The sequence below is a fragment of the Agrobacterium sp. P15N1-A genome (assembly GCF_044626815.1).
Classification (GTDB): domain Bacteria; phylum Pseudomonadota; class Alphaproteobacteria; order Rhizobiales; family Rhizobiaceae; genus Agrobacterium; species Agrobacterium leguminum.
Genome location: NZ_JBIUPF010000001.1, coordinates 1184714 through 1206585, shown reverse-complemented (window position 1 = coordinate 1206585; position 21872 = coordinate 1184714). Strand labels below are relative to the sequence as shown.

Sequence of the window (21872 nt, the reverse complement as noted above, 5' to 3'; positions counted from 1 at the left end):
GCGCCACGGTGGCGCGAAATCAACTTCTCCCATTGGGGTTGTTTCCACCGTGGAAAGAACGGGACGCCCGCCACCGCGGCGCATGTAAATGCAGCGCTTCATTTGCAATATTGGTGGGCGATCGAATTGATGACTGCTTGCATCAATCCTCGTGCTTCTCCGCCTTCAGTTCCATCTGGTAGGTCATCAATAAAAGCCTCCAGCGAATTAACGGCTTGCTCGCCAGTCATCAGTTTCGCTTCCAGCATCGCGTAGATATTAGCTCTAGCTATCATAAACGCTGCTACCGCGTAGCCCCCTGGGCCCGCTGATGGAACAAAAGGTGAGCCGCCGCGACGTGCTATCATGGACAGCGTTTTCGCGTAGATTTCCTTGATAGCGCTCTCGCCGGCTTCGAGTTTCTGGTATCCACGAACAGTTAGGCCGAGGCGGCCCGCCAAATCACTTTGTGTAAGGCCCAAGGTTTTTCTAAGATTGATCAGTTCATCTGGGGTCATTGTGACCACTCCTACGTCCGAACGAAGCTTAATTACTCCGGTAGGACGTTATACGAACTAAGTTCGTGACGGTCAAGTTTGAAGACGAACTTAGTTCGTAACTAATGGTCCCATCTCTTATGGCTAGATCCTCGATCACCAGGGGAGAATCAGTGATCACCGCTGCCAAGCCGGTAAATGCGGTCGTGGACCGTATTTCGCGCAGACACCCCGATTTGCTTATCTCAGCGTGTATGAAGTCATCATTGCAACGCTAGGACGGACAAAAGTTGCAACACGATGTCACTACCCCCGCCGAATCTGCGGTGAGAAAATGCGGGCAGTTTCAACCATGCGAAAGGCATCTGAAATGCAGACCGCTTCCAAGCCGAGAGAAACGACAGTACCGATCATGCTTCGCGGCGGCCGGGTAACGGGCAGCTTCAAAGAAAACCTTTTGGACGCAGCTAATCGAGCCGGCATGTCGGCAAACGAATATGTTTTGCAGTGCGCAGCCGAAAAGATGAGGCGCTCGGGCCGTCAGTTCTCCGGCATATTCCATCCGAACGATATCAGCGAGGGCGTGATTTGACTTGGTCTATAGTCGCCCGAGATCCAAAAACTGGAGCGCTCGGTATTGCGGTTGCTAGCGGCGGTGCGTCGGCTGGGAACCGCGTTCCATTTGTGAAGGCCGGCGTTGGTGCCGTCGCCGCGCAAGGTCTGGTATCGACGCCTTACGGCAGCGCCATTCTTTCGATGCTTGAAAAGGGAGCGTCACCCGACGAGATTACCGAGGCTCTTGGCGGCCAAGAAGGCGCCTTCGGCCAACGACAGTTCCATCTGATCAATGCCGCCGGCGAGAACGCCGCCTATACCGGTGAGCAGTGCGAATATTTTGCTGGTCACATCCTGGGCCGCGGCGTCTCTGTGGCAGGTAATTTCCTAGCTGGGCCTCACGTGCTCACAGAGGCGCTGAAGGTTTACAACGCCGGGCAGGGTGATCCAATCCCGGAAAGGTTGTTGGCGGCTCTTATGGCTGGGCAGTCCGCTGGGGGTGACATCCGCGGCGTTAGGTCGGCAGGACTGACGGTGGCCACCGATCAAAGTTCTACTCCGATCCAGATTTCGGCCGACGCTTCGCATGATCCAATCGGAGAAATCAAAAATATGTACGCTCGCGAGCAACGTCGCCAGCAAACAGCGCGTCTATTCGCGCAACAGATCATCGGCCCTTCCGCATCGATGGTAGACGGCGCAAAGCCGGGCTTCACAAGGGCGATGGGGCAATTCATCACCGGACGAAACAATGGAGGGCTCTATTGATGCCGACATTCGAAATCATGGGCCCAGATGGCCGCAAGCATCTCGTGCAGGCCGAGAGCCAGCCAAAAGCACTGGCGCAATTCCACAACCTGGCTCAACAGCCAGCAGCGCCTCAATCACAGCAAACAAGTGGCAACTCGTGGGAATCCGCTCCGCCCATGGAAGCGCCACGCCGAGACGATGGCGGCGCCGATATCTTCGCATCCGGCGCACAGCAGGCGCAGCAGCCCGAGCGCATGAAGCAGCTGGAAACGGCTCTCATCAACGCCGATCAGGCAGGCGACACGGATGCAGCCAAGGTTCTCGCTGCCGAAATCCAGAAAGGCCGGTCGGCGCAGTCGTCGCCTGACCTCGACAAAATCAAGCGCAACGTCACCAAGATGGCAGGTATGAACGCTCCTGTCGAAGATATCGACGGCTATATCGCCAGCGAGGGCGTGACGGTTGATGCGGTTCGCAACCACAAGCCCAGCGCGGGCCCATGGACAAAATACCAGCAGTTCGAAACGGGGCCGTGGACCAAGTTCCAGCAGCCGCCATCGCCAAACAGCCATCCTTCATTCGAGGAAGGGCAGGCCCTGCTTGCGGCAGAAGACCAACAGCAGCGAATGGAAGGCGCAAGCGGCGGTATCGGGGCAACATTGACCGGGTTTGCCGATGGCGTACCGGTTGCCGGTCCTGCCTTGCTTGGCGCGGGCCAGCGGGGCGCTGCAATTGCGTCCACAATCATCAACGGCGGAACCTACGATGAGAACCTGAAGCTCGCACAGGGCCTCACGCAGGATGCTCAGGACGCCCATCCATGGCTCACCACAGGTGCAAATGTAGCAGGTGCCGTCGCCGGTACCGCGCCGTTGATCGCCGCCGCTCCTGCTGCCTTCGGTGCTGGCGGCGGCGGTATGGCTGCCAGAACCGTTGCATCGGGACTTTCCGGTACAGCGCTCGGCGGTTCTGATGCTGCTGTTCGCTCAGGGGGTGATATCGAGAAAACAGCTATGGGCGCTGGTTTCGGTTTGGCATCTGGACTTGCGGGCCCTACGGCCGGAAGGCTGATTGGTCTTGGCGCTCAGAAGTTCCGCAATGCCTTCATCAATCGATCGGCAGCAGCATCGGCCGGGACAACGCCGAAGGTGGTCAGGGGATTGGCCGACCTTGCTGCCCGTGATGGTCTGGACGCGAATGCTATGCGCAGCGCCCTTGATGACCTTGGCCCCGAAGCAATGCTGATGGACATCAGCCCCGGTCTACAGGGCCGTGCCGGCGGCATCGCAGCGACTCCCGGCCGCGGACAAGCAGTTATCAGGGAAGCGCTTGCGGAACGTCAGGCTGGCGCTAACGCTCGCATCGGGCAAGTGGTTGATGAAACCCTTGGCCCGAACGTGGTTCCCTCTCAGGTCGAGGCTGGCATTAAGGGGAATCAGCGGAATCTGGGCACGCTGTATGACGAAGCATTCCGGGGTGCAAAGGCGGTGGATACGCGTCCGATTGCCGAAGGCCTCGAAGCTCAGGCGGTCAATCTCCGGGGGGATGCTCAAACAGCTGTGCAGCGTGTGCGGTCCATGCTGGATATCGACGGCGCGCCTGGCAATCTCGATCCTAATCCCGGCACCCTTTTTCAGACCCGTCAGGCGATAGACGGCATGATGTCATCGGAGGCGAACCCGCAGGTTATCCGGGCACTGAAGACAGCCCGCGCGCAGATCGATGACGAGTTGGCCCGCACGGTGCCGAACCTCAAGGCTGTGGATGCCTCCTATGCCGAGTTGGCCCGTCAGCGCGAAGCATTGGCGCGGGGGCAGACCGTTCTGGATAGCAAGCGCACATCGCCGCGACCTTCAGAGCTCGCCGCCGAGGTGTTGGCGGGTGCGGAACCTCAAGGTCTGCAAATCGGCCCTTCTGCAGTTCCATTCCGCATGTCTCAAGGTGCCCGCGCAGAGGTGGATCGCATTCTCGGCAACAATGCGAACGATATTTCTGCGCTTAACAAGCTCATCAAGACGGAGGGCGATTGGAACCGTTCCCGGTTGGCAACGCTGTTCGGTGAAGAAAAGGCGGGGAAGCTGTTCAAGGCGCTGGAAGCTGAAAGGGTCTTTGCCGATACCAACAGCACCGTTACGCGCAACAGTGAAACCGCACGTCGCGCGCTCGCTGCTGGCGAGGGGCAGGCTGCCGATACAGACCTTATACGCCAAGCAGCGGCTGTTGGCGGTCTTACGGCGGTGCCGAGGGCGATGGCTATCAAGGCCGGTGACCGGATTTTCAACGCTCTCATGTCTGGTCGAAAAGAGGCGCTCGAATCCGGAATGTCGGAGGTGCTTAGTTCACGGAACCGCGCAATCCTTGAGGCGCTGCGGACAAGGGAGGCGCTTCCAGCAACCAACCGACGAGCCGAAGCCATTACCCGCGCATTGCTGACCGGAACGAGTTTGTTACCGGCGCGCTGAGCGGTCGAGTTTCTCGTTTATCAACCAGATAGCGAGGACAAGGAACGCGCCACAAATAAATCCGACAGGGAAGCCGGGACCATCAAACAGCCCGGCTACCGCCAGAAAGCCCTGACCGACGCCATAGACCACGCCGATGAGCAACAGAACGCAGGCGATTTGAATGATGCGGTCGAGAAGCATCGGGCAGCCTTCCAGAAAGAGAGGCCGACAGAATGAGCATAGACGTGAACCAAATTCAATCCATCTCCGACGCGGCCCTGTATATCCAGGCGCTCAGGAAACGCCGCGATGAAGGGCATGACGTACTTGCTGACGCCGATGCCGTGCTGATCCGGATGAATGAACTGCCCTGTGAAACCGTGGAAGACGCTCTGGCGCTGCTCGATGTGGCGCAGCATATCTCTGCCAACGCTTTCATCGAGGCGGGAGGGGATATCGAGGATCCGCACGGCGGAAGCGCACGAGCCTCCGAACTGGCGCTGATCGTCATGAACATTGGCCGCGCCATGGAGACGATCAACACGACCATGGTTGCGCATTCGATCAAGACCGATCGGCCGGCGAACTGAGGGCTTGGCGAGCTTCACCGCTTTGTGAAAGCTGGCCGGGGCAACTGGCCGACGTCCCAGTCCGTTGAAGCCGTCATCGCAGCATTGGAGGAAAGCACACGATGAGCATTCCCGGTATCGCAGCATGTAGCCTGTCCATTCTGTTTCTGTCGACGTTCGTCCTCTTTGTGTGAGGCTTGCCAATTGATTGCCGTCATTTCCGCCAACAGTAATCCCTACGGCGCGTTTGGCGGGCACTGGATTAAAGTCGGTTGACGTTTTCGGCATCATTGTGCGAGCCTGATGCAAGGTTGACGCAACCGAATGGCGTCACCACTTGTTGGGACGGAAACCTCTTACGAATTAGTAAGACCTCGTAAGATACGTTGACATCCTTCCGCATTTTGTATCAGAGACCCGAATATGAGCATCTTCGTAGTTTTCAGCGCTTCCATGCCGGACCGGCTTAGGCCCGTTATCGAGGAGCACTACCGCGACGATAATCTAGAGGTGAAGCCAGGTCAGTGGCTGATCTCCGCTAACGAAACCGCGAGAGACTTATCTACTAGACTGGGTTTGCTCGAACCGCATAACGGTGCTGCGATAGTTTTCAAGATGGATTCATACTTTGGCCGAGCCCCAACAGACATATGGGATTGGATTAAGACGAAGTCGGAGGCTTAGGTAAGCAACATGAAACACGGGCAAGGGGGCGAAGTTTCACCACCGCATGATTTTCCGAATGTCACACCTAGTCCGTCGAGTATGCCTGCGTACTCGAACCAGATGCTTTTCGACATTCATCAGTCAAACGGCAAACTTGAGGTGCGTGTAGAGCATTTGTGCAAGCAGCACGACGATTTGTCCGCGACAATCGATAAATCGATGGAAAAGCAGACGCAATCGCTCACTGCCTCGATAGAGCGTTTAGAAAAAGCTCTGGACGGGAGACTTACCGGCGTTGAAACCCGCCTCACCGACATAGAGAAGAAGGCCGGATTTATTGCCGGATTCCTCGCCGCCGCAATTGTTTTGATACCGGTCTGTGGAGTTGTCATTTGGTGGGCACTTGGCGAGAAGGTCGAATCCCTCTTGCTTGAAAAGCCTGCGCAGTCAACAGCAACGCCAGCCCCGAAGCCCAAGCCCTAGCGTCGGCATACAGGGGCTATTGATCATTCGACGCAGCAGTGCCGCGGCCGATGTGCTCAGGGTGGTTCGGAGAATGTCAGTCCTCGGCAGCAACCGAGCTTTCGCCCCACATGTCGCACAGCGCCAATTGAACGGCTGTGGTGAGCAGTATGACCTTGTGGGCAATCTCATCATCCGAGAAGCCGCAAGCCTTCCAGCGCTCGGCCAGGACGCGCATTTCCAGCTTCCAGTACCGATTGGCCGCCTCGCCGTTGAGGCTGTTCAGGTTACGCGCAATCCGGTCAATTTCATTCCGGCAGCGATCAACGGGGAACATCAAAACCTTGGTCATAGTCCGCGGCCTCCTGCCAGCCTGCCGGCGCTGTAATCGCCCTCGTCGCCGTACGGTTCAAAATCCGAAGTATCAAACTCGAGGTCATCGTGAACCCGGCCCATGATGAGCCGGGGTGTGCTTGGTACGGAAGGCTCCATGTCGCCGCCTTCTTCAAGGTCGCAATCGCCGTCTATCTGGTCGAGCAGGGCAATCGCCTGCTCAATCCATGTTTCGAGAAACTGGCGGCGCAGCTTCAATATCGCGATGCGTTCCCTCATTTCGATGCCTGTAGCTGGCTGGTGGCGAAGACAAGCAAGTCCTCGATTTCATCCGGGTATTCGGCGGCGAAGCGCACGATGAGCCAGACGCGGCGCTGTTCGTCCTCGACGGTATCGAAGCGGGTCGAGCGAAGATGCTTGATGATGCTGTCCAGCTGGAAGGCCGCCCAGTCGTCTTGGAAGTCACGGAAGAACGCTGCACCAGCGTGGTAATCGCGACCTGCGTTCGCCCTCGGCTGGTTGATGAGACTGCCAATCGCATGCTCCATGCGAATCCAGCCATCAACGGCCAATTCAAAATCAAGGATGGTCCAATCCGTGAAATCCATTGACGGCATATTCGGCATGCCCTTGCGCGGGGCCGCGACGGCGGGACACGCTTCGGCTACCGCTTCCAAGTGCGGATAGACCGCATCAAGCTTCTGCTCAACCGCTTCCGACAATGAGCGGGCCACATCCATCAAACCACTTACGCGGTCCAGTTCATGGTTGCGGGTCGGGCCAATGCCGTAATCCATTTCGCCCAGTGCCATGCAAGCGCTGTCGAGCAGGTGTTTGAGGTTGGCGATATCGCCCACGATGGCATTCAGATCAGCATTGCGGTCCGATGTGGTGTTGGTCTTGGACATGCGAGGTTCCTCCATAGGATCGGGCATCACCAATCAGGCGAGCAGTGCGTTGATTTCGGATTTGATGGCGGTGCGACGAGCGGCGGCGCTGTAGCGGAATGAAAGCGTGTCAGTTTCGGCCAGAGCGGCGCGGAGAGCGCGGAGACGTTCACCGGCTGGGGTTTTCATCACGGCGACCACCTTTGCGCCCTGACGGGCTTCCTCGCGGTTCTTCTTGGCAACGCGCCATGCGGTCTTGAGGCAGGCCGAGAAAGAGCCATCCACAATGCCGCGCTCGATCTGCTTGGCGGAGTACTGGCGGCGGATGTAGCGGTAGCGCTCCCATGCATCCGACATGATTGCAGTCAGGCCGAATTTAGGCATGCCTTCGGCGGTGGCCTGAACGGGGGTGTTCGGCATTGGGTAGCTCCAATTGAGAAATTATCAACTGTAGTTGTGTTAACCTTAATTGCAGATCACGTCAACCCTACTTGATAAAAAATCAACCGCGATATAGAAAAGACATATGATTACACCTGAACAAATCCGAGGCGCCCGCGCCATGCTTGGGCTGACGCAAGCCGAGCTTGCCAAGTCTGCCGGTATTTCCACCACCGGCCTCAACAACATCGAACGCAACTCAGCCGATCCGAAAGCGTCAACTTTGCGTGCGATACGGACTGCCCTTGAAGAAGGCGGCATCATCTTCATGAACGATGGGGAATTAGTTCGCGGCGGTCCCGGAATTCGCCTCAAGTCGCAGCGCGCAGAGTTTGAGCCTGTGGGCCTTGGCATTGATGTCGATCGGCATGAGGATCAGCCAGGACTTGCAGGCGCGAAGCCGAACGGTAAGGGCGCTTGATATGCGCGTCATTATCCTCTTGCTTTTTACCGGTATCGGAACCAGCGCATTGGCAAGCGAAATTGAAACGATGGTTTGCGAAAACCCGAGACGCGAGTATCAGGTTAGGTTTGCCCGTTCGGAAAACTCTTTCCTTGCTGATAAAACGGCGTATCGTATCTTGGCGGTAGAGGAAACGTCCGAGAAATTGATTGTGGTGGGTGTAACTGTCGGCGACGGTCCCACATTCAGGGCGCATTTCAAGCCGTACAAGAAGATGGAATTTTTCAGCGATAGTCAGCTTCAACAAACCGACGGATGCCGCTGAGAGGGAACCGAAACGCGATGAGAAAGTTTAATCAAGCGATATCAACGCATATCATTCAATCTCAATAAATTGCATTGACCGGGTCTTTACACTTAATTCGCAAATCACATATAGAATGCTCAAAGCTGCTAGAGCGGCTACCAGATAGACGAGTGAGCCGACCTATTCCGACAAGCTGCGATGCGGCCCGCGAAAGCGTAGGGAGTTGGTCGGCTCCGTCTTTTCCACCGGGGGGCGGAGAGATTGCAGCGGCCGTTGTACGCGATACTCTTGGACGGTGGTTTCCTTACAAAAAAACTCTATGGCAAGCTTGGGCAGCATCCTACGGCTGATGATATCGCTGATGCGTGCGCTGAGCTTCAAAAGATTCCCCAAGTGGATGGGTATGAGCTTCTGCGCATCTACTACTACGATGCGATGCCTTCGTCAGAAAAGCTGCAGTACCCGGTATCAAAGACCGATTACAATTTGGCGCTTACCGAGCGATATCGCATGTCGCAAAGTTTGTTTGACCAACTGATTTTGAAGCCTCAGTTCGCGCTTCGCATGGGCGAAGTTACGCTATCTCCTCAGAAATGGACGATAAAACCACGGTCGCAAAAGCAGCTAATCAAGGCTGCGCGCGACTTACAGGATAGCGATTTTACGCTCGACCTGTCCCAAAAAGGCGTAGACATGCGAATCGGCATGGACATGGCGCGCCTCGCGATCCGAGAGATGGTGAGGGCGGTTATTGTCGTGACTGGGGATTCGGATTTCGTGCCTGCCTTTAAATTTGTTCGCAGAGAAGGCGTGAAGGTTATTCTGGAAACCTATGGACACAATGTGCGGGTGGAATTGAAGCAGCATTCCGATTTCGTACTGGAGACCAAGGCGGTTGTCGAAGCTGAGGCGAATTCTGTAGCCGATGCCGCGGAATAAAAGGCTCTTATCGAGCCTCTATCGCAGCAGCAGACCTGTATCGGCCTTTAGCACAATCGCTTTGTGTGCATCTCCCAGCATCTGAACGTCAACAACGATTCGCGGGAGATCATGCCATGACTTTGATAGGTTCAAATTGTTCTCGACCTCAATGATTGCCGCCAATCTAATTTCCGCGTGGGCAGGAGCGCCATTTCGATTTTCCCAGCCCGGAATAACAAACGGCTGAATTGAGAAGCTGATTGTTGCAACGGGCTTGTCCTTTCCGTTAATCGTCAATCTGTTCAGCATAACTGTGGTTGTCGGATCATCAACCTTGATGTGGCGCACGACAATTGCCCGTCGATTCCAATTCACGATCCTCACCACAAGCTCAGCATTGTCCTGAAGATGCTCGATAGCGTCAAGTGTTGGCATAGCATCGCCTATTGCGAAATCTGTTTGCCGCTTCTGTTCACGCAGCTGCCGCATAATGAAGAGGATCGTAATAAATGCGGCAAATCCCCCGAACCATCCACTCAAGGAACCGAGCCAGGTTTGGACGTTGCATTCGTCCGGATTGCACCATTTCCAGCCCTGCCATTCAACGAAATCGGGTAGGAAGCGCATGAAGACAACAAAAGCTATCAATGCCACGGCTGTCGTAACCGCAACGCAAAATCCTCTGTCCGTCAGCATTTTCCCCTCCCGTACAATACCGCGTGAAAATATCTCGCTGGGGCTGGTGCGAGGGTTACGTGCCGCTCTGAGCTCCCCAAATTCGGTGAGCGCAAATCTGCGTTGACCGGCTGAAATCCAAGCCCGTTGCCAGTCCCCAAATCTGGGGAGCGGTACTTCGGTATCTCTCGGAAGGTTTGGCCTGCCGACACCAGCGGCCAGTCACTACGCGGTCGAAAGCGAGCCTAATAAAACCTAGTCCGCCGGTATCGCTTTGTGGACCATAGAAGCGCAGAGCCGAACTACGGGGATCACGTTGGTTTGCAGGGGAAACAGCGCCGTAAAGTGACCAGTACGCGCGCACGCGCACGCGACCCCTATTTGAACCGATCCTCTGATGAGATATTATTCCTGCACCGATAGGAAATTCATCTCAAATTTGGAGCATCTGGAATGGTCGCATATTCTCGTGGAAAGCCTATTCGTGACTTCGCCGTGTCGATCGAGGACGCAGCGCGCGTCATCCATATCAGTAAGGGCGGCTTTCGAAAGCTGGTTGATGAAGGCTTCATCCGTTCCATGGCTCGGGCCGGGTTCTTTCGCCTGGGCGATATCATCGACGGCTATGCCGAGGCGGTGCGCGTCGGTCGTTTGTCTGCCCCTCATGAGCGCGGTAACTGCCCAGCGACCATTCCAGCGATGAAGACGCTTGATGCTCCTGTCGCGCTTCCTGTGGCTGCGTGAGGGCCTGTGATGCGCAGCACGTTCAACACCCATAGGATTGCTCAAGAATGTGGCGTGAAGCTGCTGGCGCCAAAAGAGCACAACGGCGCGACGAACCGGCCGGGGGAATGTTTCTGCCGTGCCACTGTCAAATGGATCGGCACCACATACGGGCCAGATCACTTGCGCCTTGTCTTCAATCTCATGACCGGCACGAAACAGAATGCCGCCTGCCTGTATGGCGACCTGATGAAGGCAATCGCCCGCGTCTTGCATGAGGATCAAGCCTTGTTGCCCCGGCCGACACTGGTGTCGGATTTCGATGCAATGGATCTGGCCGATATCCGCCGACGCGCTCAAGCCATGAAATGCGGTGTGCCTCTTGCAGAAAGGGCAGGAGTGCTCATCTCGCTTCATCTGGCCGATGCTCCCTTGGCCGCTGCCGCATAGCCGAGGATCGCGCATCTGCGCTCCATCCTCAGTTTGAGGGCGGATGCTGGTAAATGCTAAGGCTCCAAACGATGGCAGGTTACTTCCGAAGGTAACTTTTTCCGCCGTCCTCTTTGAGGCAGTATTGCCCCCCGCGGGGACCGGTGCAGTATGCCCCGTCTCTGCACGAGCAGTCCTTTGAACTCGTCGGCGCCATATCAACGGCTGTCGATCCAAGTACCCCGAGACTACCCATCGTTGCGATGCAAGACTTCTTGCTGGCGCTGACCGATCCATCCATGCAAATGAATGTATCGCCTTGGCATCGTTCTATGCCGCCCTTCTTTCCGCTGCACGGCGTGTTTGTTGCCGCCGCAGCTCCCGCTGCAAGCAAAACCATCGCTGCAATCATAAATCCCTTCATTAACCGCCCCCGCGTTGTGAGGGCGCATTATCTGCCTAAAAGGATTGAAGAAACATTCTTGGCATTGGCTAAGGTTCGCAAAGGTGCGGAACCTTACAAAACCTGAAACCGGAAGTGAATGTCTGAACGCTTCGTTCGGGTGCCACCCCATCATTCGTTTTTTTCATTCCGGTTTTACTGCACCATCACAATTGCTACTCCGATATGGCATAGGGGACTGGTAGGAGGATGTTATGGCCTTCTACTCGGCATGGAGGAAGGTGTGGACGAACTCAAGCGATCAATGGCCCGAGAGGAGCTCTACGAATTGGTGTGGTCCACGCCTATGCAGAAGCTTGCCGAGAGATATGGCCTATCCGACCGAGGTTTGGCAAAAACATGCCAGCGACATCTCGTTCCAGTTCCTTCGAGGGGGTATTGGGCTAAAATCAACGCTGGACAAGCCGTCAAACGAACGCCTTTGCGAAAGGTCGGGAACACAGCGCTTCATACGGTACACATCGGCGGCAGGCAATCAAGCACGCCCAGTCCATATCTCTTGGAGGTCATGGCTTTAGCCAGACGGGAAATAGAAGCTGAAAATCAAAGGTTATCGTGCGGCGTGGACGATGGACCTAACTCTGCTTCCATTAAGCAGGCGCCTGCACCAGAGAAGTTGGTCGAGCGGGACAGGCCAGCGACACCGACATCTGGCAAGCTTCAACAAGAAGTCCAAGCCTTTATTTCAGAGCTACGGAGATGCGAGGTCGACCGAGACGGATTCATTCAGTTGAGGTGGATTAAGGTCGCACCGAAGGACGTTACCCGAGTTGGAATCATATTAGGCAGCCTCACGTTGCAACTGAAACCCTATGGTTTCGTGTTAAACGGGAGTGGGAATCGCTTAGGATTTTCGAAGGATGGGACGACAGTAGATTTCGAAATAGAAGCTCCACGGAAACGAGAGACTAACGTTTCCAGGTCTGAATGGAGGAGTTTTACCTACAAGCATGTTGGGCGGTTCAAGCTACGGATCTATGGTCGTGCAGAAGGCGTTAAAAAGGAATGGATCGATACCGATGCCAAGTCGATAGAGGATCACATTGATAAGATTGTCGATAGCTTCCGCATTAATCACGTTGCCGAGAGGGAGCACGATGAGCGAAGTCGCCAAGAAGCTGAGCGTCGGGCGCATATGGCATCTCGCAGGAAGATGGCAGAGCAGCGCACGAAGCGAGAAGATGATCGACTAGCCTATCTCCGATGGATTGCCGATGCGCGGCGTGAGGCAGATGATTTGCGCGACACCATTGCGACTGTTCCCGTAAACAAAGACATACCGGACGATTACAGCCGCATGCTCGCTTGGGCTCAGAAGCGTCTGCAGCACCTCGAGGAGCAAACCAGTGTTGATAAAATCCAGGCAACATTGGAAATGAAAGAGCTGTTTGCCGATCCTGATCCACTTCACGATCCGGAAGGGGATCCGCCACCAAAAGTGAATTATTGGGACTACTGAAATTTATTCAGCCGTCCGCTACTGCTTTCCCAAACAGGATATCTCCAGAAGTCATTTGAAACCGCAAGAGCCGAAACTTCTTTTTGGTCTCCCTAATAAAAATTCTAGTTGAGTAGACTCGACTCCAATCTCTCTGCGTGTTTTTGTACTTGTTGGGACGTTATTGGGGGCTTTTTTGACAATTGTTTATTTGAGGGTGCTGGGCGCCCTGCTCATTTCGTGCGCCTTGAGCGCATGCACCGCTTCGCGCGAGGCATTTAACGCCAATCCGAAATCGATCGATAAGCCGACGCTCTGTCGGACATATCTCCAAAATCAAGATCCGGTCTTCCAGCAGGACATCCTGAGAGAACTGAATCGCCGCGAGGTTCAGGCATTTGATTGCCCGCAGATGGTACAAAACCAAGATGCAGCAGCTGCGGCTTTAGTTGCCGTGGCGCTGGTAGGAACTGCTGTTGCTGTTTGCGCCAACAACAATTGCGGCGGCGGTGGCTATCCGCCGCCCAAGTCATATCACGGTAACTGCCAATACAACTGGCAGTACGACGCGGCCGGTAATCGCTGCGGTAATCGTAGTGCTTGGGCTCGCCCCGGCGGCTATTACTGACATAAGGTCGCAATAAATGCCTGTACCAACGGCAGGGCCAATGTGGGAGAGCTTCTTGCCGGAGGTGGATGCGGTGGTTGAGGCAGCTCTGGGCGCAGAAGAGCTTGAGCGGATGAAACGGGACGAGGTGGGGAAGCAGTGAAGTCAGGCGGCCTGATCCAGAGTCCCCGTAAATCTGAAGAAGTTCGCCATTTTTGTTGCGGCTTCTTCAGACGTGAACTTCGCCAAAACGACGGCGGGCGCCATTGGGTTTGATGCGCTCACCCTCACGAGATAGAGGCCGAACCCATCAACAAAAGGAGAATCCTCAACAGCTAGAGCAGCTTCAGCGTCAGTGATTTCACAGATGCATAGACGCTCATCGTTGGAAAATTTTGCGACTGCCTGGAATGTCATGACCTTATCTCCGTTCACCCCATAGGATGCACTTGACATGGTAAACAATCCCTCAATCTCGGTAAACAAGCTGGCGGAATATATCGTTTGCAAGGCAGCGAGAAAGAGAAAAATCCTTTCTGACCGGAAGTATCCCGACCCTGAATTTAATCCGGGGATATTTCATCGCGAGGCCGCTGAAGCAATATCGCTCTATCTCGCTGAAGGCGCGGTTGATCCATCGCCCCTGACAAAGCAGCAGGCTCATCTCAATCAAATAAAAACGGACAAAGTCGGAACGGCAAGGCGAATTTCCGCGAACGTGGACGCCCTCGAGCGTTTCTCCGAGATGCTCGACAACATCGACATGGAGGGCCTAGAGCCTAAGCTTGGTCCGCACAACCCGCCCAAACTTACCTTTCACAACGTAGATATCTCTGTTCGTCCGGAAATCATAATTCGTGGCACCGGTCCAAAGGGCAAGAAGTACGTTGGAGGGTGGAAACTCCATTTCTCAAAAACCCATCCACATACCAAGGAATCTGCGGATTACGTTTCCGCCGTCCTACAAGAATTCTGCAAACTCCATGTCGCCGCCGATGATGAGATTGTGCACCCCTTGTATTGCAAGGTGATCGACGTGGCGTCAGGAACCGTGTTTGATGGCGTTAAATCAACTACCGCACTCATGAAGGATATTGCAGCCGAGTGCCAAAACATGAAAGGCATTTGGGACACTATCTGACCCGCTCCGGCGGGTTTCTTTTTGCTCTGACCTCGTTATCGGCTGGGGTTGAAATTGACAACTTCGGCCTCACTGTGTGACCTTATCGTGTATCGATGGGTGGGGTACATGGACAAAGAGGCAATCCGCGAAACGCTTAGGCGCATTCTCCGTAACGAGCTTGATGATTGTGAGCGTGCGATCAGGAGTGAAGACTTATCTCGAGCAAGACGCGAGCTCGATGACGCTATCACCAAGATCAAACGCCTGATGAACAGCCTCTAGCCTTATTCCCGTCGATGTAGGGTGAACATCAGAACCGACAGATCCAGACAAATCGTCGGACATCGTGTCCGGTCAAGATTTTCTGTGCATTACGCACACGCTCGACCTTAGCTTTCCGAGGGCGCGCGTCTATTCGGCCAGGCGTCGCAGATGATCCTCTGCGCCATTTCAAAAGCGCAATCACGATGAAAAGCGTTGCCGGCGGGTTCAGTGCCATAGAGGTCATAGACTATTGTAGCGCCTGAAAGTGGCCTGTCGCATGCAACACATTTCGAGGTGAGTTCAAAGTGCGACTTTGCCCGAGCTTCCTCTGGGCTGGCGAAATAGGTCATGAAGCGATTCCCCGGTCTGTGAACGATGAAAACCTGCCAGAGAGCGGAAGCTTCCGCAACAAATACCGAAGGGGAAAAGGTGGGCAGAAAGGTGGATAAAACAACGGCGCCTAGAGCTATGGCGTTGAAATACCTGCGATTTTTGTTTGAAAATGGTGCCGCTTACGTGACTCGAACACGTGACCCCGTCATTACGAATGACGTGCTCTACCAACTGAGCTAAAGCGGCCCGATTGTGACCCGTTTGCTGCGGATCAGCTTCATGGCGGGCTGATACAGGCAATGCTGACGGATTTCAAGCCTTGAATGTGCTGGTTTTGAAATTTCCGTAAAAAGCTTTGCCTGTCCATTGTTTGCCGCAGACTTCAGCCTTTCCCGCAGATGCGCTTTTTGGCCGTTTCATATTCATTTGCCAGACGATCGACGAGCGCCGCCACCGGTTCCACTGCCTTGACGGCGCCGATTCCTTGCCCCGCGCCCCATATGTTTTTCCAGGCCTTGGCGCCGCCGGAGACCGTTTCGAAGTCCATTTTCGAAGGATCGGCTTCGGGCAGATTGTCGGGGTCCATGCCGGAGGCGACGATCGAGCTTTTCAGGTAGTTTCCGTGTACGCCCGTGAAATAGTTCGAATAGACGATGTCCTTGGCCTGCGCCTCGACAATAGCCTGCTTGTAGCCTTCGGAAGCGCGCGCTTCCTCGGTGGCGATGAAGGGGGAGCCGATATAGGCCATATCCGCGCCCATGGCCTGCGCCGCGAGAATGGAGCCGCCATTGGCGATGGCGCCGGCCAGCAGCAGCGGGCCGTCGAACCATTCGCGGATTTCCTGAACGAGGGCGAAAGGCGAAAGCGTGCCCGCATGTCCGCCGGCACCCGTCGCCACCGCGATAAGCCCATCCGCGCCCTTGCGGATGGCGGAGCGGGCATGGCGGTCGTTGATGACGTCATGCAGCACGATACCGCCATAGGAATGCACGGCCGCATTGACCTCCGGCACCGCGCCAAGCGACGAGATCACCACCGGCACCTTGTATTTCACGCAAAGGCCGAGATCGTGCTCCAGCCGCCGGTTGGACATGTGCACGATCTGGTTGACCGCGAAGGGCGCCGCCGGGCGCTCGGGATTGGCCCGGTTGTGAGCGTCAAGCTCCTCGGTGATCATTGCCAGCCACTCGTCGAGCTGGCTTTCGGGCCGCGCATTGAGTGCCGGGAAAGCGCCGATGACGCCGGCCTTGCACTGCGCCAGTGTCAGCTGCGGATGTGAAATGATGAATAGCGGTGATGCTATGACCGGAAGACGCAGATTGTCTTTCAGTACGGACGGTAGCATGTCTCCTCCCACGAATTACGTTTACGCGCACGTAAGTCAATATCGCGTTCAGCAGCAGATTGAAAGCGAAAACAGCGTGGCATTCGCCTCTCGAATCTGCGTTCGTAGTGCCACAATGAATTGATTTTCCCCAAGGCAATCCGGTCTTTATCACAAACGATGCTTGCGGAGGGGCGGTATAGCCGTTACCGAATCGTGAACCCATGGCGCAGCGCCGCATATTTTTTGCAAAGCGCAATAGAACAAGGATCGGTCGTGAGCGGACTGGAAACGGCAATCAGAAATGCTCTGGAAAAATCGGACAGATCGAACGCCGAAGTTCGTGCACGGATTTATCAATCCTCCCGTCAGGCACTGGAAGCGGGCCTGCGCAAGCAGGGCATAGACGATCCGCAGGTTGTCTCCCAGCAGCGCCAGCGGCTTGAAGGCCTGATCCACCAGATCGAGAATGAGGAGCGCAACAGTCTTCTGGACAGGGTGGAGCAGCAATTGCGCCCAGTAGCGCCGGAAAGTCCGACGCAGGATGATCACTCGGTCGATCCCGTTTCGCAGACGCCCCACCGCAGTGATATGGGTGTTGAGCCGGAGCTGCGTGGCGAAACGCGCGATGTGCGTCCGGGGGCGGCCGCTGCTCCGGAGCCGCTGAGTGCGGGGCAGCGCAATGGCAAGCCGCCGAAGAGAGGTTCCCGCGCGGGCGACTCCTCGCTTGCCTTCCGTCCGGAGGGCGCGGTTGGCCGCCGCAAGCGCCGGGGTCTTTTCGCCCGGCTTTTCATCTACGTGACGCTTCTGGCCTTTATCGGTTTCGGCGCCTGGTGGGTCTATTCCTCAGGTCTCCTGCTCTCGCCGGAGCAGCGCGATACCAGCGTGCCCAATCCGCCGGCGCAGGTGCAGGCGGAGGATTTCAACGGGACGGAGCCCGCGCCGAGCCTTTCCGCCGGCCGTGGTTTTTCCGATGACTGGGTGGAAGTCTTCAATGCGGAGCGTGGCAGTTCCGGTGTTTCGGCCGGCCCGCGCGCCAGTGTCGAAAACATCGCCACACCCGCTGGCAAGGCTATAAAGGTGACCTCGAGAAGTGTCTCGCAGGATGGCGCGGTCAGCGTCGAGGTTCCGGTGGAGGTGATGCGGGATATGGCGGGCAAGTCCTCGACCATTTCCATCACGCTGCAATCCTCCAGCGACCGGCAGACCCAGGTGTCCGTCGCCTGCGATTTCGCGACATTGGGCGATTGCTCCCGCCACCGCTTCACCGCCACGGCCGAGCGCGCGGACATGCTGCTGAACACGACATTCGAACGATCTCTCGCCCCCAATGCGCCGGGCAGGATCTTCATCAACAGCGACATCGATGGCAGCGGCCGCCCGGTCAATCTTTATTCCGTGCGCATTCTGCCGGGCCAGTAAGGGAAAACAGGCGTCTCGAATGGAGGCGCCTGTCAGCATCTTACGGTCCTATTTGAGAAAATCCGGCCCCGATCCCAAAATCTTGTCGTCGATCTCGCCGATTGCCTTTTTGTCCTTGCCCTCATAATCGAGCGCAAGAAGAATGTGGCGGATGAGATTTACCCGCGCGCGGCGCTTGTCGTTGGCGCGAACCACCGTCCATGGGGCGGCATCGGTGTGGGTCTTTTCCAGCATTTCGTCGCGCTTTTGCGTGTAGTCGTCCCATTTCGTCAGCGCGGCTATGTCCATATCCGAAAGCTTCCAGCATTTCAGCGGGCTGTGGCGGCGGTCGTGAAAGCGCCCGATCTGCGTTTCGCGGCCGATGTCGAGCCAGAATTTGAAAAGATGGATGTCTTCATGGGCAAGCATTTTTTCCAGACGCGGCGTTTCCTTAAGGAAGAGCTTGTGTTCTTCCGGCGTGCAGAAACCCATGACCGGCTCGACCCCGGCGCGGTTATACCACGAGCGGTCGAAGAGAACGAATTCGCCGGCGGTCGGAAAATGCGAGATGTAGCGCTGGAAATACCATTGGCCACGCTCGGTTTCCGTCGGTTTGGTCAGCGCCACCACGCGGGCATAACGGGGGTTGAGATAGGCCCGGGCCGCGAAGATTGCGCCGCCCTTGCCCGCCGCATCGCGGCCCTCGAAAACCGCCATGACCCTTTTGCCGGTGGCCTGCAGCCAGAACTGCACCTTGACCAGTTCCACCTGAAGCGCCTCGAGAGTGGTGTCATAATCCTCCCGCTTCATCTTCTTGTCGTAGGGAAAATTGCCGGCGGAAAGTTCCTTTTCCTCGACCCAGTCAGGAAGAACCGGATCGTCGATGTCGAAGCTGCGCAGCTTGCCGCCAATGGTGATATCGACCGTCCGCTTCTTCGTTTCTTCGTCCATGTTTTCCTCCGGCTGTTGTTGTGTAAAGGCAACTCGCCGCCAATGAGTTCACATCCATTGCCAGATTTCAAGTGAAACAGGACCGGTTGACCGGGGTGCGGCGGCGGGAGCGATTGCGGCGTCGATTTTGCGCATATACGTTGTGGAAAATGCGCGATGATGAATCTCTGTCATGAAGCTGGCCTATGAGATTTCGATGCGCTGTAAGATGAGAATGGAAAGAGCAGGCTGAAATGGCAGTCAAGGAAGGCGATGGTGGATTAAGACGTTTGGGAAGGAAGCTCGGCCGGAACTGGTTGCCCATTCTCATCGTCAGCATGCTCGCCATCGTGGCCGTTGTCGAACTCAACACGCCCTACATGCCCGTCGCCCTGTGGCTTTGCGCCGTCATTGCCATTCTTGCCGTTCGGGATGGGCCGGCGGTGGCCTCGGCAAAAGACGGGGGGAACCCTGCTCCGGAAACGGAAGAGCCGGAAGTGCCCGGTGAAAACGTCATTTCAGGCGTAAGGGCGGGACTCGCGGTTCTGGATACCCCCGTTTTCATTCTCGACAGGAACGCCAGCGTGCTGTTTCAGAACGGCGCGGCCGAGCGCGCCTTCGGCCAGTTGCCCGCCGGAGCGCATATTTCCGCCCGGCTGCGCTCTCCCGGCCTCCTGGATGTCATTCGCGAAACAATCACCACCGGCCAGCCCAACCAGGTCGAACATTCGGAGCGCTTCCCTTCCGAACGGGTCTTCATCGTCCGCATCGCCCGTGCGGATGTGGGGGAGGGGGCGGGTCCCCCATTCTACATCCTGTCGTTCCGCGACGTTTCGGAGCTTCGCCGCATCGACCGCATGCGCAGCGACTTCGTCGCCAATGCCAGCCACGAATTGCGCACGCCGCTCGCTTCGCTGCGCGGTTTCATCGAAACCATGCAGGGGCCGGCACGCAACGACCCGAAGGCGCAGGAACGGTTCCTTGCCATCATGCTGGATCAGGCAACCCGCATGAGCAGGCTGGTGGACGATCTCATGTCCCTTTCGCGGCTGGAATTGCGCGCAAACATTGCACCCGACCAGAAGGTCGATCTCGTTCCCGTCATCGGCCACGTGCGCGATACCCTGCTGCCGCTTGCCGATGAGCTGGATGTGACCATCACGCTGCACCTGCCCGACCGGCCGGCAGAGGTGCAGGGAGACCGCGACGAACTGGTGCAGGTATTCCAGAACCTCGTTGAAAATGCTTGCAAATATGGCCAGGAAGGCAAGGTCGTGGATGTCTGGCTGCGGGCCGAACCCGGCAAGCCGGTGGAGGTGAGCGTCATCGACAAGGGGCCGGGCATTCCCGCCGAACACGTGCCGCGTCTGACGGAGCGTTTTTATCGTGTCAGCGTCGCCGACAGCCGCTCGAAAAAGGGCACGGGTCTCGGGCTTGCCATCGTCAAGCACATCCTCACCCGCCACCGCGCCCGCCTCATCATTAAATCGGAATTGGGCAGCGGCACGGACTTCACCGTGAGATTCTGACATAAAATATGCATCTGCTTTTAATGTCGTGGGTATTTATAAATAAAATCAATAATTTAGATTGTCACAAATCTTTCGTCAAAGTGACATAAAAGGATGGGGCTACGGTGGTTAAGAAAAGGTCGCCGAGCGCAAGCTAAGAGCGAGTGTCGCTATCGGCTGCGTCCACAACAAAGCCCACGACGGGAGAGACAAATGAACATCGTTAAATTTTCCGCAGCAGCTCTGGTGGCTTCTGTCGCCTTCGCTGGCGCCGCCGCTGCTCGCGACCAGATCCAGGTTGCCGGTTCCTCCACGGTTCTGCCCTACGCCAAGATCGTTGCCGAGACCTTTGCCGAAACCTTCCCGAACTTCAAGGCTCCGGTTGTTGAGTCCGGCGGCACGGGCGGCGGTCTGAAGGCATTCTGCTCGGGCGTTGGCGAAGGCACCATCGACATTGCCAACGCTTCGCGCAAGATCAAGAGCGACGAACTGGCCGCCTGTAAGGCTGCTGGCGTTGCCGACGTTCAGGAAGTGAAGATCGGTTACGACGGTATCGTCTTCGCAATGGACTCGTCCAACAAGGACATCAAGCTCGAGCCGAAGGACCTTTACCTCGCTCTCGCCGCTGAAATCGTCAAGGACGGCAAGCTCGTTGCCAACCCCTACAAGAAGTGGTCGGAAATCAACAAGGAACTGCCGGACGTCGCGATCGCTGCTTACATCCCGGGCTCCAAGCACGGCACGCGTGAAGTCTTCGAAGAGAAGATCATGGCTGACGGCTGCAAGGAAGCTAAGGCGACCGACGCCATCAAGACGCTCATCACCGACGCCAAGCAGGCTGCTGCCAAGTGCGTTGCAGTCCGTAAGGACGGCGCTGCAGTCGACATCGACGGCGACTACACCGAAACGCTTGCTCGCATCGACGCCAACAAGACCGGCCTCGGCGTTTTCGGCCTCGCTTTCTATGAAAACAACGCTGACCGTCTGAAGGTCGCCACCGTTTCGGGCGTCGTTCCGTCCACCGAAACCGTTGCCAGCGGCAAGTACCCGGTTTCCCGCCCGCTTTTCTTCTACGTGAAGAAGGCTCACCTGGGCGTTATCCCGGGCCTTAAGGAATATGTCGAGTTCTTCGTTTCCGACGAGATGATCGGCCCGGATTCCCCGCTCGCCAACTACGGCCTGGTTGCCGCTCCGGACGCAGAGCGCGAAGAGATCCGCTCGAAGTTCTCGGCCGGCTCCACGATGTAATGAAGAAGGAGGGGTGCGGCTTTGCCGTACCCCTCATTCGGCTTCGCTTGGGCCGTCGTCCGCGGTTGACAGTTCCTAACCATCGCCATCCACATGATTGTCGATGGATTACAGATGGATAGGATGTATCAACCTTGACGCTTGCCAGACTATGATACAGTCAGGCGGCAGGCATCATGGGATGGTCCA

General features: G+C 56.4%; 27 protein-coding genes and 1 tRNA gene. 17 read left to right on the top strand and 11 right to left on the bottom strand.

All coding sequences use genetic code 11. From position 1 onward, the window contains the following. Positions 1 to 98 precede the first annotated feature (98 nt). Positions 99 to 497 carry a helix-turn-helix domain-containing protein gene (locus tag ACIK7D_RS06075; RefSeq protein WP_400155845.1) on the bottom strand — a complete coding sequence of 133 codons (399 nt, stop codon included), beginning with the start codon at positions 495 to 497 and terminating at the stop codon, positions 99 to 101. Between the two features lie 349 nt (positions 498 to 846). On the opposite strand from ACIK7D_RS06075, the gene ACIK7D_RS06070 reads away from it, so the two are divergent. The 3 genes from ACIK7D_RS06070 to ACIK7D_RS06060 are packed head-to-tail and all read left to right on the top strand — an operon-like array spanning position 847 to position 4243. After that, positions 847 to 1068 carry a hypothetical protein gene (locus ACIK7D_RS06070; protein WP_400155844.1) on the top strand — a complete coding sequence of 74 codons (222 nt, stop codon included), beginning with the start codon at positions 847 to 849 and terminating at the stop codon, positions 1066 to 1068. Continuing rightward, a complete protein-coding gene (locus ACIK7D_RS06065; RefSeq protein ID WP_400155843.1) occupies positions 984 to 1799 on the top strand; it encodes a DUF1028 domain-containing protein in 816 nt (271 codons plus the stop codon). Before ACIK7D_RS06070 ends, ACIK7D_RS06065 begins: the two co-directional genes overlap by 85 nt. Continuing rightward, entirely contained in the window at positions 1799 to 4243 is a 2445-nt protein-coding gene (locus ACIK7D_RS06060; protein ID WP_400155842.1) for a hypothetical protein, read from the top strand. The genes ACIK7D_RS06065 and ACIK7D_RS06060 overlap by 1 nt, the downstream gene beginning before the upstream one ends. Here ACIK7D_RS06060 and ACIK7D_RS06055 read toward each other — a convergent pair. Further along, on the bottom strand, positions 4229 to 4426 hold the full coding sequence (locus ACIK7D_RS06055) for a hypothetical protein (protein ID WP_400155841.1): 198 nt from the start codon (positions 4424 to 4426) through the stop codon (positions 4229 to 4231). The two genes, ACIK7D_RS06060 and ACIK7D_RS06055, sit on opposite strands and share 15 nt — an antisense overlap. A 44-nt stretch (positions 4427 to 4470) precedes the next feature. Between ACIK7D_RS06055 and ACIK7D_RS06050 the strand changes: the two genes are divergently transcribed. Next, positions 4471 to 4815: a hypothetical protein gene (locus tag ACIK7D_RS06050; protein WP_400155840.1), complete on the top strand. Its 345-nt coding sequence runs from the start codon at positions 4471 to 4473 to the stop codon at positions 4813 to 4815. A gap of 672 nt (positions 4816 to 5487) precedes the next feature. After that, complete coding sequence (locus ACIK7D_RS06045) at positions 5488 to 5943, top strand: hypothetical protein (protein WP_400155839.1); 456 nt, start codon at positions 5488 to 5490, stop codon at positions 5941 to 5943. Between the two features lie 76 nt (positions 5944 to 6019). Here ACIK7D_RS06045 and ACIK7D_RS06040 read toward each other — a convergent pair whose 3' ends face one another. Genes ACIK7D_RS06040 through ACIK7D_RS06025 form a run of 4 tightly spaced genes read right to left on the bottom strand, consistent with a single transcriptional unit; the run spans position 6020 to position 7562 of the window. Continuing rightward, positions 6020 to 6274 (bottom strand): DUF6074 family protein, encoded by a 255-nt coding sequence (locus ACIK7D_RS06040; RefSeq protein WP_400155838.1) that lies wholly within the window; start codon positions 6272 to 6274, stop codon positions 6020 to 6022. Beyond that, positions 6271 to 6534, bottom strand: a complete 264-nt coding sequence (locus tag ACIK7D_RS06035; RefSeq protein WP_400156024.1) for a hypothetical protein — start codon at positions 6532 to 6534, stop codon at positions 6271 to 6273. The genes ACIK7D_RS06040 and ACIK7D_RS06035 overlap by 4 nt, the downstream gene beginning before the upstream one ends. Then, a complete protein-coding gene (locus tag ACIK7D_RS06030) occupies positions 6531 to 7163 on the bottom strand; it encodes a hypothetical protein (protein WP_400155837.1) in 633 nt (210 codons plus the stop codon). Before ACIK7D_RS06030 ends, ACIK7D_RS06035 begins: the two co-directional genes overlap by 4 nt. A 33-nt stretch (positions 7164 to 7196) precedes the next feature. Further along, a complete protein-coding gene (locus ACIK7D_RS06025) occupies positions 7197 to 7562 on the bottom strand; it encodes a hypothetical protein (protein ID WP_400155836.1) in 366 nt (121 codons plus the stop codon). A 106-nt stretch (positions 7563 to 7668) separates the two neighbouring features. Between ACIK7D_RS06025 and ACIK7D_RS06020 the strand changes: the two genes are divergently transcribed. From ACIK7D_RS06020 to ACIK7D_RS06010, 3 genes are all read left to right on the top strand, one after another. After that, positions 7669 to 8004, top strand: a complete 336-nt coding sequence (locus ACIK7D_RS06020; RefSeq protein WP_400155835.1) for a helix-turn-helix domain-containing protein — start codon at positions 7669 to 7671, stop codon at positions 8002 to 8004. A gap of 1 nt (position 8005) precedes the next feature. Continuing rightward, positions 8006 to 8311 (top strand): hypothetical protein, encoded by a 306-nt coding sequence (locus ACIK7D_RS06015; protein ID WP_400155834.1) that lies wholly within the window; start codon positions 8006 to 8008, stop codon positions 8309 to 8311. 255 nt (positions 8312 to 8566) lie between these two features. Continuing rightward, positions 8567 to 9232, top strand: a complete 666-nt coding sequence (locus tag ACIK7D_RS06010; RefSeq protein ID WP_400155833.1) for an NYN domain-containing protein — start codon at positions 8567 to 8569, stop codon at positions 9230 to 9232. An 18-nt stretch (positions 9233 to 9250) separates the two neighbouring features. Here the strand turns inward: ACIK7D_RS06010 and ACIK7D_RS06005 are convergent, their stop codons facing one another. Continuing rightward, on the bottom strand, positions 9251 to 9910 hold the full coding sequence (locus tag ACIK7D_RS06005) for a hypothetical protein (RefSeq protein ID WP_400155832.1): 660 nt from the start codon (positions 9908 to 9910) through the stop codon (positions 9251 to 9253). 432 nt (positions 9911 to 10342) lie between these two features. Between ACIK7D_RS06005 and ACIK7D_RS06000 the strand changes: the two genes are divergently transcribed. The 5 genes from ACIK7D_RS06000 to ACIK7D_RS05980 all read left to right on the top strand — a co-directional run bounded on the left by ACIK7D_RS06000 (position 10343) and on the right by ACIK7D_RS05980 (position 13570). Then, the gene (locus ACIK7D_RS06000) at positions 10343 to 10633 is read left to right on the top strand and encodes a hypothetical protein (RefSeq protein ID WP_400155831.1); all 291 of its coding nucleotides are present in this window, start codon (positions 10343 to 10345) and stop codon (positions 10631 to 10633) included. 9 nt (positions 10634 to 10642) lie between these two features. After that, a complete protein-coding gene (locus ACIK7D_RS05995; RefSeq protein WP_400155830.1) occupies positions 10643 to 11062 on the top strand; it encodes a hypothetical protein in 420 nt (139 codons plus the stop codon). 254 nt (positions 11063 to 11316) lie between these two features. Further along, positions 11317 to 11571 carry a hypothetical protein gene (locus tag ACIK7D_RS05990; RefSeq protein ID WP_400155829.1) on the top strand — a complete coding sequence of 85 codons (255 nt, stop codon included), beginning with the start codon at positions 11317 to 11319 and terminating at the stop codon, positions 11569 to 11571. A gap of 156 nt (positions 11572 to 11727) precedes the next feature. Then, the gene (locus ACIK7D_RS05985; RefSeq protein ID WP_400155828.1) at positions 11728 to 12963 is read left to right on the top strand and encodes a hypothetical protein; all 1236 of its coding nucleotides are present in this window, start codon (positions 11728 to 11730) and stop codon (positions 12961 to 12963) included. 175 nt (positions 12964 to 13138) lie between these two features. Next, entirely contained in the window at positions 13139 to 13570 is a 432-nt protein-coding gene (locus ACIK7D_RS05980; RefSeq protein WP_400155827.1) for a hypothetical protein, read from the top strand. A 144-nt stretch (positions 13571 to 13714) separates the two neighbouring features. On the opposite strand, the gene ACIK7D_RS05975 is transcribed toward ACIK7D_RS05980, so the two are convergent. Beyond that, positions 13715 to 13966 (bottom strand): hypothetical protein, encoded by a 252-nt coding sequence (locus ACIK7D_RS05975; RefSeq protein ID WP_183229790.1) that lies wholly within the window; start codon positions 13964 to 13966, stop codon positions 13715 to 13717. Positions 13967 to 14003: 37 nt separating this feature from the next. On the opposite strand from ACIK7D_RS05975, the gene ACIK7D_RS05970 reads away from it, so the two are divergent. Further along, positions 14004 to 14690, top strand: coding sequence for a hypothetical protein (locus ACIK7D_RS05970; protein ID WP_400155826.1), 687 nt, complete (start codon positions 14004 to 14006; stop codon positions 14688 to 14690). A 749-nt stretch (positions 14691 to 15439) separates the two neighbouring features. Here ACIK7D_RS05970 and ACIK7D_RS05965 read toward each other — a convergent pair. Both ACIK7D_RS05965 and ACIK7D_RS05960 read right to left on the bottom strand, forming a co-directional pair. After that, positions 15440 to 15515 (bottom strand) — tRNA-Thr (locus ACIK7D_RS05965). A 136-nt stretch (positions 15516 to 15651) separates the two neighbouring features. After that, on the bottom strand, positions 15652 to 16614 hold the full coding sequence (locus tag ACIK7D_RS05960) for an NAD(P)H-dependent flavin oxidoreductase (RefSeq protein ID WP_400155825.1): 963 nt from the start codon (positions 16612 to 16614) through the stop codon (positions 15652 to 15654). Between the two features lie 255 nt (positions 16615 to 16869). Here ACIK7D_RS05960 and ACIK7D_RS05955 point away from each other — a divergent pair, with 255 nt between their 5' ends. Beyond that, positions 16870 to 18015, top strand: a complete 1146-nt coding sequence (locus ACIK7D_RS05955; RefSeq protein WP_137452420.1) for a hypothetical protein — start codon at positions 16870 to 16872, stop codon at positions 18013 to 18015. A gap of 48 nt (positions 18016 to 18063) precedes the next feature. Here the strand turns inward: ACIK7D_RS05955 and ppk2 are convergent, their stop codons facing one another. After that, entirely contained in the window at positions 18064 to 18945 is an 882-nt protein-coding gene (gene ppk2, locus ACIK7D_RS05950; protein WP_400155824.1) for a polyphosphate kinase 2, read from the bottom strand. 233 nt (positions 18946 to 19178) lie between these two features. Between ppk2 and phoR the strand changes: the two genes are divergently transcribed. After that, complete coding sequence (phoR, locus tag ACIK7D_RS05945; RefSeq protein ID WP_137002842.1) at positions 19179 to 20453, top strand: phosphate regulon sensor histidine kinase PhoR; 1275 nt, start codon at positions 19179 to 19181, stop codon at positions 20451 to 20453. 195 nt (positions 20454 to 20648) lie between these two features. Beyond that, positions 20649 to 21683 (top strand): substrate-binding domain-containing protein, encoded by a 1035-nt coding sequence (locus ACIK7D_RS05940; protein ID WP_080817989.1) that lies wholly within the window; start codon positions 20649 to 20651, stop codon positions 21681 to 21683. The last annotated feature ends 189 nt before the right edge of the window (positions 21684 to 21872 follow it).

Coding starts and splice junctions, on each gene's coding strand:
- ACIK7D_RS06045 (WP_400155839.1), top strand. CDS start 5,488: ATGAAACACGGGCAAGGGGGCGAAGTTTCACCACCGCATGATTTTCCG.
- ACIK7D_RS06015 (WP_400155834.1), top strand. CDS start 8,006: ATGCGCGTCATTATCCTCTTGCTTTTTACCGGTATCGGAACCAGCGCA.
- ACIK7D_RS05940 (WP_080817989.1), top strand. CDS start 20,649: ATGAACATCGTTAAATTTTCCGCAGCAGCTCTGGTGGCTTCTGTCGCC.
- ACIK7D_RS06060 (WP_400155842.1), top strand. CDS start 1,799: ATGCCGACATTCGAAATCATGGGCCCAGATGGCCGCAAGCATCTCGTG.
- ACIK7D_RS05960 (WP_400155825.1), bottom strand. CDS start 16,614: ATGCTACCGTCCGTACTGAAAGACAATCTGCGTCTTCCGGTCATAGCA.
- ACIK7D_RS05970 (WP_400155826.1), top strand. CDS start 14,004: ATGGTAAACAATCCCTCAATCTCGGTAAACAAGCTGGCGGAATATATC.
- ACIK7D_RS06075 (WP_400155845.1), bottom strand. CDS start 497: ATGACCCCAGATGAACTGATCAATCTTAGAAAAACCTTGGGCCTTACA.
- ppk2 (WP_400155824.1), bottom strand. CDS start 18,945: ATGGACGAAGAAACGAAGAAGCGGACGGTCGATATCACCATTGGCGGC.
- ACIK7D_RS05975 (WP_183229790.1), bottom strand. CDS start 13,966: ATGACATTCCAGGCAGTCGCAAAATTTTCCAACGATGAGCGTCTATGC.
- ACIK7D_RS05995 (WP_400155830.1), top strand. CDS start 10,643: ATGCGCAGCACGTTCAACACCCATAGGATTGCTCAAGAATGTGGCGTG.
- ACIK7D_RS06070 (WP_400155844.1), top strand. CDS start 847: ATGCAGACCGCTTCCAAGCCGAGAGAAACGACAGTACCGATCATGCTT.
- ACIK7D_RS06025 (WP_400155836.1), bottom strand. CDS start 7,562: ATGCCGAACACCCCCGTTCAGGCCACCGCCGAAGGCATGCCTAAATTC.
- ACIK7D_RS06030 (WP_400155837.1), bottom strand. CDS start 7,163: ATGTCCAAGACCAACACCACATCGGACCGCAATGCTGATCTGAATGCC.
- ACIK7D_RS06020 (WP_400155835.1), top strand. CDS start 7,669: ATGATTACACCTGAACAAATCCGAGGCGCCCGCGCCATGCTTGGGCTG.
- ACIK7D_RS06000 (WP_400155831.1), top strand. CDS start 10,343: ATGGTCGCATATTCTCGTGGAAAGCCTATTCGTGACTTCGCCGTGTCG.
- ACIK7D_RS06005 (WP_400155832.1), bottom strand. CDS start 9,910: ATGCTGACGGACAGAGGATTTTGCGTTGCGGTTACGACAGCCGTGGCA.
- phoR (WP_137002842.1), top strand. CDS start 19,179: ATGGCAGTCAAGGAAGGCGATGGTGGATTAAGACGTTTGGGAAGGAAG.
- ACIK7D_RS06040 (WP_400155838.1), bottom strand. CDS start 6,274: ATGACCAAGGTTTTGATGTTCCCCGTTGATCGCTGCCGGAATGAAATT.
- ACIK7D_RS06055 (WP_400155841.1), bottom strand. CDS start 4,426: ATGCTTCTCGACCGCATCATTCAAATCGCCTGCGTTCTGTTGCTCATC.
- ACIK7D_RS06035 (WP_400156024.1), bottom strand. CDS start 6,534: ATGAGGGAACGCATCGCGATATTGAAGCTGCGCCGCCAGTTTCTCGAA.